The organism is Paenibacillus sp. Soil522 (assembly GCF_001428245.1).
Taxonomy (GTDB): domain Bacteria; phylum Bacillota; class Bacilli; order Paenibacillales; family Paenibacillaceae; genus Pristimantibacillus.
This window is the reverse complement of sequence record NZ_LMRV01000066.1, coordinates 271,162-280,546: the sequence shown is the minus strand read 5'-3', so window position 1 is coordinate 280,546 and position 9,385 is coordinate 271,162. Positions and strand designations below refer to the sequence as shown.

The 9,385-nt window shown below is 42.3% G+C and carries 13 protein-coding genes and 1 pseudogene; 5 read left to right on the top strand and 9 right to left on the bottom strand.

Annotation, left to right across the window (positions count from 1 at the left end):
- A pseudogene (locus ASG81_RS22285) lies at positions 1–224 on the bottom strand (hypothetical protein); the annotation flags it as partial.
- A 572-nt stretch (positions 225–796) separates the two neighbouring features.
- Here ASG81_RS22285 and ASG81_RS22280 point away from each other — a divergent pair.
- Positions 797–1,168: a hypothetical protein gene (locus ASG81_RS22280; protein ID WP_056639376.1), complete on the top strand. Its 372-nt coding sequence runs from the start codon at positions 797–799 to the stop codon at positions 1,166–1,168.
- A gap of 497 nt (positions 1,169–1,665) precedes the next feature.
- Positions 1,666–1,839 (top strand): hypothetical protein, encoded by a 174-nt coding sequence (locus ASG81_RS32260; RefSeq protein WP_200961580.1) that lies wholly within the window; start codon positions 1,666–1,668, stop codon positions 1,837–1,839.
- A 146-nt stretch (positions 1,840–1,985) separates the two neighbouring features.
- Here the strand turns inward: ASG81_RS32260 and ASG81_RS22275 are convergent, their stop codons facing one another.
- Together ASG81_RS22275 and ASG81_RS22270 are read right to left on the bottom strand one after the other, a co-directional pair.
- Complete coding sequence (locus ASG81_RS22275; RefSeq protein ID WP_056442956.1) at positions 1,986–2,552, bottom strand: MerR family transcriptional regulator; 567 nt, start codon at positions 2,550–2,552, stop codon at positions 1,986–1,988.
- A gap of 302 nt (positions 2,553–2,854) precedes the next feature.
- Entirely contained in the window at positions 2,855–3,085 is a 231-nt protein-coding gene (locus ASG81_RS22270; RefSeq protein WP_056639375.1) for a hypothetical protein, read from the bottom strand.
- 360 nt (positions 3,086–3,445) lie between these two features.
- Here ASG81_RS22270 and ASG81_RS22265 point away from each other — a divergent pair, with 360 nt between their 5' ends.
- A complete protein-coding gene (locus ASG81_RS22265) occupies positions 3,446–3,802 on the top strand; it encodes a hypothetical protein (protein WP_056639373.1) in 357 nt (118 codons plus the stop codon).
- A 770-nt stretch (positions 3,803–4,572) separates the two neighbouring features.
- The gene (locus ASG81_RS22260) at positions 4,573–4,887 is read left to right on the top strand and encodes a hypothetical protein (protein WP_056639371.1); all 315 of its coding nucleotides are present in this window, start codon (positions 4,573–4,575) and stop codon (positions 4,885–4,887) included.
- Positions 4,888–5,054: 167 nt separating this feature from the next.
- On the opposite strand, the gene ASG81_RS22255 is transcribed toward ASG81_RS22260, so the two are convergent.
- The 6 genes from ASG81_RS22255 to ASG81_RS22230 all read right to left on the bottom strand — a co-directional run bounded on the left by ASG81_RS22255 (position 5,055) and on the right by ASG81_RS22230 (position 7,694).
- The gene (locus tag ASG81_RS22255; RefSeq protein WP_056639369.1) at positions 5,055–5,699 is read right to left on the bottom strand and encodes a hypothetical protein; all 645 of its coding nucleotides are present in this window, start codon (positions 5,697–5,699) and stop codon (positions 5,055–5,057) included.
- Between the two features lie 160 nt (positions 5,700–5,859).
- Positions 5,860–6,105, bottom strand: coding sequence for a hypothetical protein (locus ASG81_RS22250; protein WP_056639368.1), 246 nt, complete (start codon positions 6,103–6,105; stop codon positions 5,860–5,862).
- Between the two features lie 109 nt (positions 6,106–6,214).
- Positions 6,215–6,433, bottom strand: a complete 219-nt coding sequence (locus ASG81_RS22245; protein WP_235548978.1) for a cytotoxin — start codon at positions 6,431–6,433, stop codon at positions 6,215–6,217.
- A gap of 48 nt (positions 6,434–6,481) precedes the next feature.
- Positions 6,482–6,820 carry an AbrB/MazE/SpoVT family DNA-binding domain-containing protein gene (locus ASG81_RS22240; protein ID WP_056639364.1) on the bottom strand — a complete coding sequence of 113 codons (339 nt, stop codon included), beginning with the start codon at positions 6,818–6,820 and terminating at the stop codon, positions 6,482–6,484.
- A 199-nt stretch (positions 6,821–7,019) separates the two neighbouring features.
- On the bottom strand, positions 7,020–7,313 hold the full coding sequence (locus ASG81_RS22235; protein ID WP_056639362.1) for a type II toxin-antitoxin system RelE/ParE family toxin: 294 nt from the start codon (positions 7,311–7,313) through the stop codon (positions 7,020–7,022).
- Positions 7,314–7,694 (bottom strand): AbrB/MazE/SpoVT family DNA-binding domain-containing protein, encoded by a 381-nt coding sequence (locus ASG81_RS22230; protein ID WP_200961579.1) that lies wholly within the window; start codon positions 7,692–7,694, stop codon positions 7,314–7,316. It abuts the gene before it with no gap.
- Between the two features lie 434 nt (positions 7,695–8,128).
- On the opposite strand from ASG81_RS22230, the gene ASG81_RS22225 reads away from it, so the two are divergent.
- Positions 8,129–8,593 (top strand): hypothetical protein, encoded by a 465-nt coding sequence (locus tag ASG81_RS22225; RefSeq protein WP_056639360.1) that lies wholly within the window; start codon positions 8,129–8,131, stop codon positions 8,591–8,593.
- Positions 8,594–9,385 lie beyond the last annotated feature (792 nt).

Sequence of the window (9,385 nt, the reverse complement as noted above, 5' to 3'; positions counted from 1 at the left end):
CCAATTATTATTAAAACTAGTCCAAGTATTAAGAAAATCCCTACGAATATATTATCAAAAACACCAGGCATATTTGGTTCAGAAGGATACTGTCCAGACCCATTAATTTTTATTGGAACAGCTTCACTAATCCATTTAAAAACAGCAATAAATCTTTCCACTGTGTACAAAATGCCACTTAATGCAATCAGTCCCAGACCAGATATAAAACTGCTCTTCCACATTTGTTGTTTCCCCTCACTAAAAAAGTAATCGTATAATTCATAGGTGTGATTATAACACATAAAAACTGCTCTTCCACATTTGTTGTTTCCCCTCACTAAAAAAGTAATCGTATAATTCATAGGTGTGATTATAACACATAACCTATTGCGCAATCCTGCCAGTTAGCTTAACGCCTATCAGCTACATATGTACAAAATCCTTTATTTTGTGAAGTAGTCCGGCCTCTTCAAAAATGAAAAACAGAGCAATTGAAAGCTAGCCTAAGAAAATGAAAAAAAGGACCGGTCCGCAAATGATGCGAACACGGTCCTTTTTTTACGATTGTTCCACGGAAGGAAAATTGGCGCTCACGGCTGAATTTGGGGGAATATCGAGGTTGAAATCATGCTAAATAGCCGCTCACTCTTCTCCATTTGTTTTTCAAAATGGAGAAGAGTGAGCGGAACCGGAACGAAGTGGAGGCATCTGCTCTACTCCTGGATCGTTAAGATTAGCGAAAGAAGGATTGGTGCATTTTTCAAAAATAATTAAAAGGAGTTATTTGTTATGATTGTTTTTGGAGGCGGTAAAAATGAAGTTATTTGAAACAGTAAAAAAGAGTTGGCAAAAAGAATGGCGAAGAAGGTCTAAACCTATATTTATTTTAGATATATTGCTTGTAGTTGGAGCACTTGTATTGTTTTTAATCAATCCACTAAATTTTCTTATTTTTTATCTAGTGTCCGCTAGTTTCATTATAAGAAGTATTGAAGAATTTTTCATGAAAGATGCTGCATTGAAATATATTTCAAATTTTTTTATTGGGCTTCTTTTTCTATATCTAGTGTCCGCTAGTTTCATTATAAGAAGTATTGAAGAATTTTTCATGAAAGATGCTGCATTGAAATATATTTCAAATTTTTTTATTGGGCTTCTTTTTCTATTATGGGCACTATCTTATTGAAGTAACGGATAATGATAGTTCAATAAAACAGCGGCAGTCTAGGACTTCATTTTCAAGTCCCTGGCTGCCGCTATTTCTTTTATTGGGGCACTTTATTTTCTTTCAACAGGAAGCGCAAACGATTCGGGGTCTGGGGGCGAAGCCACCAGGCGAGTCTGGGCGGCAGGCCCAGCAAGATGACGGAGGATATCCGGGAGAACGATGAGCGGCAGCGAAATCGGACTCGCGGATATCCGTAGGCGAATCTTGCCAAACCATAACAAGAGTTTTTCGAATTTGTACATACAAATTCAATGCTTGCTATTCCTTTCCAACATTCCTCATTCTTATCTTCGCTCTATCATTTCCTTTACTTGGATTGAAGATTGAAACGTACTTTTTCGTTCGCATATCCCGACACACGAAGGCGGAGCCGCTTCTGACTTGTCATAATTTTTACCAATGAGGGGAAAACTGTACTCAAAACCTATCACACTTGAAAGGAGCGCATACGACAAATGGATGTAAACATGAGTACCGACGAAATTCTAAATCAAATAAAACAGTTACAAGCAGATGGAGGATCGCTTAGCAAGAAAAAGGTAAAACAATCACATCCCGATCTGATGAGAAGTGCGTTGTTTTACTTCCCGTCTTGGGAACATGCGATTCAAAACGCCGAAGCCCTATAAAGAGCTGAACAAAAAAAATCCGAGCTGTGCGGTTTACCAACCAACCCCGCCCTCGGATTTTTTTGCCTTATTTCTTCGGTTTATGCAGGATTCGGCTGCTGCAGCTCGTAGAGCTATGCCGTCTCCTAATTAAAATCAAGCAGCACTCACTTCCCAAACAATCTCCGCCATACCGACTTATTCGCTTGTTCCCTCGCAGCCGTAGCTTCCTCCCTAGCCTCAGCGAGCTGTCGCTGCATTTCCCCGATCACTCGCTGCAGTTCACTTACTTCGTTGGCGGTCTCCACAATCCGTCCGTCCTGTTCGTCCAAACGCTCGACATGCTCTAAAACCCTAGATTCTATGCGGTTTATGCGTCCGTCCTGCTTTCCGATCTCGACGACAGCCTGTCCCATTGTCTGCATAACCGTGAGCAGCGTATCGCGCGAATCTGCTCCAGATATAACCCGCTCAACGTCCGCCACAGCTTCCTCGACAGTTATCGGGAATCCCCGTTTTGTCAGCAGCTCCATAATCTGTACTTTCGAGTTATCCAACTCGCGCAGCTCCCGGATCGTGTTCAAAACGTCCACGGCCTCCGGCTTATAGTATGTAACGGCTCCATGCTTAACCGTTGGGATGAATACGTGAAATTCTGTCACCCAATCCGCTATAGTCGACTTCGCAACGCTAACCGCTTCGACTAAATCCTTTTTCCGTAAAAGTCCATCCATCCGTTTTCTCCGTCCCCCTCCAATCCGTCCGCCGACCGTCTCGCCAATTTAAGGACGGATCGTTGATATATAAGCAATAATTCTCCGTCTTCTATCCGTTTACCTTCCGTCATTTACCTCTCAAATCGATTTTACCCAAATGAATCAGGAGCTTAGGCCCTCTGTTTAATTTGAACGCTTCTGAAGCTCAGGGATCAAGATAGCTGAACTCCAGTTAGATCTCTAGCAATCACGCCCTCGATTTTAAAGCGCCTCATCGACTATATAAGAAAAAATGTTTATTCTGGTTAGTTAACTTCGATCTAATTCGTTCGCGTGTCATACATGGGCCATTCTGTGTATCTCGCGTTGTTTCGCAATCTATGGTAGACTCTCAAAACGTAATTTAAATTGCATATCATCGTTAGCCAGCAGCCATCCACCAAGTTAAACTCTAGCACCTCCCGATCCGGATTGATCCGATAGCGCTTCTCTACCCTCCCGAGCCCATCGAGACTCTTTTGCAGAGTGAATCCAATTTCTGCTTTATCCATCTGTGCCGCCTCCACTTCGTTCCGGTTCCGCTCGTTCGCCTCGCCGTGGGGATAACGAAAACCACGTTATCACCCAAGCCTCGACTCACTTCCCGGCTGTTCCCTCCATTTCTATCTTCATCAGCTATCCATTCGTGTTTTTCATTATCCTTCGTTTGATCCCTTTAACGGAAGGCTTGCTTCACAAGCCTCTGGATTGAAAGCATTCTCCCCTCGCCCGCCCCTACGTTTGTCTTCTCGCTTTGAAAAGTTTTTCGTGTTTAGTCTTGTTCTTTTGAAGTGAACCACCGAGGATTGAGCGAAGGGGTTTGAGTGAAGCGAGCAGACAGCCCCCTAATAAAGGGGGAACTGTCAAACGAAATGGGACGAATCCGAGGCCTATCGCTCGGGGAATCGCTTGCTTCGCTTTCTAACGGTCATTCGACGCGCCTAGGTCGTGCGTTATCGCGTGGGCCAATTAGGGCCGCTCTGACCGCCAGCCTGTCCCACAGGGGACACACGGACGGGATTATCGGTCGGTGGAGTCACACCGCCGAATCTAGGGCAAATGCAGGGGCATTTGACGCACTACAGGTGTTCCCTTCTAACGGCGGCCACCATCAGACACACGATCAATGCGTTTTCTTGATCGCTCTCTTCGACGGGGTCGGGACGACGTACCCCACAATGTTTCATGTCGTTTTAGGTGGCATTGAGCGCCCGATATTTTACTTTTAAAATCGCAGTTTCTTCTTAAGCTGGCTCTTTGGAATCGTGTACCTGCCTATGTAACTGAACCGGTTTTGCTTGCCTTCTTTTTCACAGGCTAGGCAGAGCGGCAGCAAAGACGGTAGCTTCACTCTTTCGATCCGTATATGTCCGCTTTATATTTGAATGCCCGTTGCTCTGGATTGGCTTTATAGCTCTTCTTGAATCTTGGCCGCACCATCTTCTATCAGCTCCCCGTTTTACTCGTTTTAATAGGCTCCTTCTCCTTTAAGACAACAACAAACTAAGCCCTCGGTATCCTATTTTCAAAAAAAGGATCCGGAGCAGTGCCAGTATTCGGTTGTGTATGTAAACGGCCAAAGCCGCTGACAACTAAAAAAGCCCTGCATTTCCGTAGAAAATCCGGAAAGCAGGGCGCTCGTTCACATTTTATACGTTAGCCGTTTTATCCTTGCCCGACAGCGGGCAAAATGATAGAATGGACTTGAAAGAGTCAAATGTGTTTGTGCGTGCCTGTTTCACCGTATTTGTTGTACGGATGGAGCAGCTGAGGGATGGGGATCCCGAGCCGCCGAAACATTTGGCTTGTTTTTTTTGTTGGTAAATGATGCTACTTCTAATAGAATAGCACATATTTCATAGATTCGTAAACGGTCAAACCCATCGAGATCACGGATGGCATGAGTGCGACAGGATACATGCAAAGGAATAGAACTATCTTCGGACACTGAACTATTGCCGGTTAGAAATGATGGATATTATCTGGAGGTATGGCAGCCATGATTCGTTGGGGTGGCAAGATTGTCGTTCACTGGGGAGAAGAGATTTCCAATTGGACCTTTATTCAGCATCCCAATCTCGCCTATTATGAGCAGCGGCATGGAAACCTCGTCGTTTATTTGGAACGCCGGCTGTTTGGCGCGTACGTGATCAAGCTCTACCGGCTAGAACGCCTAGGCGTGTGTTTGCAGGAATACCAGGTAGATCGAAATGGCTCGGTGCTTGACCTGCTCGATTTAGCGGACTATTGGCTGGATACCTATCAAGACGGGGATCCAGATCAGCTCAATACGAACCAAGCATTATTTGCGTAAGGAAAGGGACTTTCAGATAGATCTGAAAGTCCCTTTTTTAATGCCGTTAATCATTTATACGCGGTAACCATTTAAATAATTAACGGCATTAGGGGTCCGGCCGACATTTTGACGTTATACTTTTGACACATGAACAGCGGATTTCCCCTACTCTAAGCTAATGTCCACTAAACTTCATTAGCGGCTACTGTTACCATCAAAGCCCGAACTGGAATTTCCGATAATCCCATATTCTTTGCCGCCGCATAACGACTGAATCCCTTTTTAAGCACCCACTTTCCTTTTTCCCATTGAACCGTGACGCCTCGTGAAAGCCGTCCATGTTGTTGGTAATATGCGATGTTCTGCGCCACTTTATCTTGATATATAGGAGAGCCTCCCGGTACCGTGATTAACTGTAGCTTAAGGCTGGTTGGTAATTCATTGGGGTAGTCCATTGGATTTTCAAAATACGCCCCTCTTTCGATCCAATCTAATTCTGTTTTTCGCGCTGTTAGGCTTTTGATCTCCTGCGTAATAATACCAAAATCCCCTTCTAGTACATCATAAGTAAGATCAAACGTGGGTATACCCCATACATATACTTCACTACCCAAAAGTGGCACATCAAAGGGAGCTACTTCTTTTTCTATACGGTTTAATTGCTTCTTTGAGACAAGAACAGTATGATGAATTTCCCTTGTTGGTTCTGGAAGGCCTTTTTGTACGGTCCCGTATTTTCCAATTGAAGACACTTCAAGGCACACAAATGGCTTATCGTCAAATGTTCGAATTTCTTTGATGTTACCAATGACTGAAATATGCGTTCCCACGAAAGCGCCTCCTTTCCAAATCAAATGTCTTAAGTCTTAAGTTTTTATTTTCCCATGTGACTGTGATACTTTCAAGGATTTTAGGGATTAGCGTATATGTTCCGCGTCAATTTATTGGCTATACCCCACTCATTCCTTAGAGAATCAGGAAGGGAAAATTCTACTTGAATATACTCACAAATAAACTCACCAAAAACATAATTAAAATAAATGCGAAGAAAAAGTAACCCAAAATTCTCAACGGTTTTGGCATCGTACTAAGATCAATTCTCTTAGGAGGGCCACCACCTTCTATTTTTTGCATAGGAAGCAGTTGATCATCAATAAAGCTTGTATTCGTGCTGTTTAAAATTTCAGACTCGTTGGATTGCGTTTCATGAACTTTGTTCGCTTTATCATTATCCATGTTGTTGTCACGCTTCTCCTTCTTTATTATTTAGTATAACTAATTACCTTATTTTTTCTAGTATAAGAAAAGGATCCGCTCGCTCGAGCGGATCCTTTAATTTTGCCTATTATGGATTTCCCAAAGCTTCATCATGATGTCCGCAATTTCGGAGAACAATGGTATCAGGTTTTTCAAAATGGAACGTCATGCGTATATCCATATTGGCGCTTGCTTCGAAGATATAATCATGACCTTCCATCTTTTTCGTGCGAAGGGAGGGGTGTTTGGGATTGTTTTGTAGAAAGCGAAGAGCTTTTCGAATCGCTTTCTGCGACTGGCTATCCAAGCCAATCAGTTTCTCCTTAAAATTGTCCGTCAGTCGAAGAGTGAACATTTACTCGTCGTTATCCTCAGCAATCCCCAGGGCATTAAAAAACGCATCTAGTTCTTCTCCAGTCGTAATATCGGTCAAGCAGCCGTCTCTGACGTCCCTTTCTGCTTGTATTTCCCCTTTTTGCCACGATTCCGTCCAAAACCATGCTTGATCCTTTGCTATCGTTACCGTAGGAATTAAAATAATTCTTCCGTCCTCCACGATTATATCCAGCTGATCCCCTTCATTCAGGTTCAATCCCTCTACGATTTCGCTTGGGATAGTCACCTGCGCTTTTTTTCTTAGCTGTACAGACTTTTTTCTCATACTCGCCCAACCTCTTTCTGCTACTTGTACCATAAGGGTCGCCACCTTTCCTACATTATATTCTCAATTTAAGATTTTACTACTTTCGTAATTTCCAACTTTCCTACTACTCATTATTACACCATTGACCTACTGGTTACAAGAAAAACATTGGTTGTGACGCTGACATCTATACAAAAATCATTATTTTGTGAGCAAGTAAAAAGGATCCCGCTGCGGCGGGATCCTTTCGCTATTTCAAATATCGTTTTAACTCTTCGTAGAAGTTTTCCCTGGATCCAGCCATGATGACGACCACAAGCTCACCATCATCCTTTTCTTCTACACGATAGGCAATTTCATAGTTAGTGCCCTTATAAGATACATCATAGCCGAATATGCCGGCGAGATCGCCTGTCTTTTGTTCCCCAATCGAGGGATCATTTCGAATGGCCAAGATAGCATCGAAATAGGCGCGCTTTAGCGGTTTCTCAACGAGTTTTTTAAAATAGCGTTCTGCGGGGCCAAGGTAGGTAATGGGAAGCATCTAATCCCCCATTACATCGCCAAAAAGTGCTTTCGTTTCGTCTACGCCATTGAAATTGCGAGCAGCCTCTCCGGATTCGGCAATTAAGTTTTTAACAGCAGCGTGTAGTTCGCTTTGTCGCTCACGAAACTTTGCAAGCAATTCATCACCGGCATAACCTTCTTTGAGCAAATCAGCCAAAATCAAATCACTAAAGTAGTCATTGCCAGCATTTTCACGCACAGGGCGAATGATGATGTTGTTGCCTTTAATGCCGAATTCGACCTCATCTTTAATGCCGGCTTCTTCAAAGAACTTTTGAGGTATCGTTACTTGGCGCTTCTGAGAGACACGCGCGCGCTTCCATTCCATACGAGTCACCGCCTCATTCGCTATTGCCATAGTATACCCCTCCTTTACTGCAAATATTCCATGATTCCAATTTCTTTGTTTCTTTACTTCTTTATTCTACACTATTTTATTGAAATTGAAAGTATAAATTGCCTAATTATCAATGGACATCTGTACAAAACATCTCATTTTGTGTAGATATTAACGAAGGTACAAAGACACCAGAGGACATACAATTAGACAGGCCCTCGCATAAGACATCCAGGAGGATATCAAGAACGGGATCAGTCAAAATAATAACTAGGTGGGGCAGTGGGTGCAGTAATGGCCAGCTGTCCCATTTTTTTGAGACTCTATTAAATTCCACCAATTCTACTTAATGTTTGTCCCTATCTAATGTTGATTCAATAGAATACATTACTATTGCGGGTATGTAAAACTATCCATGTGACCCTCTAAATTCAAAATAAAGGAGGTGAGATAATATGAAAAAATCTCGCAAACCTACTGGGAAAGCTATCATAAAACGCTTAGTACTGCGTACTTCAGCTAAAAGTGGTGGAAGTAAAAGTGGTGGTAAAAGTGGTGGTAGTAAAAGTGGAACGAAAGTGTTAACAACAGGCGTCTTAAATACTGCTGTTGGCCAAACAGCCGCTCATATTGAAGTGGCGAACTTTAGTTCTACTACAGCAGCGCTGGTGACGGTTCAGGTCTTTGATTGGAATAGTGGATCTCCAGTTATACTCTTGAACCAGACTGTAACCATTGGACCGCTTACTCATAGAATTTTTTCACAAGATGTAACACCTTTCCACTATGAAGTTAGAATTATTCATCCTAGTAATGCTAACGTAATCGCAAATACTTTCGCAATCAATGCAGGTACCTCCACAGTCCCAGGGTTAACCTTTAATCAAGATCAACTGATGAGTATTAAATCTGGGAAATAAAGAAAATGGGCAGTTTGGGATTAATTCCTGGACTGCCATTTTCATTACAAAGTCAGCTGCCACCCAAAATACGGTCATTCGAATCAGAGCTTTTGATTTTCCTTTCGAAATCAAAAAGTTAATATTCTTTACTTGAATGTAACGCTAAACTACCCACGCTAATCAACTGGGACATCTGTACAAAATCAGTTATTTTGTGAGGTAGTCCTATCATGAAAAAGACGACTACGGCAGATTACGCTGTAATCGTCTTTTTGGAGATTAAACGGCAATAGAGGTGATTTTGCTTGGTGGTTAACTACTTGGCCAATTGCAAGACTGCTTAGTACAACAAATAGTAGTACTTTCACCAACCACAGCGTCTATGACAATCACAGCATTTATGAAAACCACAGCATCTATGACAATCACAGCATTTATGAAAACCACAGCATTTATTAAACATCAAATCACACTCCTTTTTGGTATCCTATAATCTATGGAAACGGACGGGTTATGCTTGTACATTTGGCTTGGATATTATTAAATGGGCTAGGCCTATGCTCGACATATGTACCAAATATCTTATTTTGTGAAGTAGTAAAAAGGAGCTGCCGCGGCAGCTCCTTTTTCGTTTGTATAGAGTCCTTCATTGAACTAACGTACCCGTTAGCGGAATAACTTCAAATAGATTTCTTAATTCCTTTATTTAACCCAATTATTATTAAAACTAGTCCAAGTATTAAGAAAATCCCTACGAATATATTATCAAAAACACCAGGCATATTTGGTTCAGAAGGATACTGTCCAGAC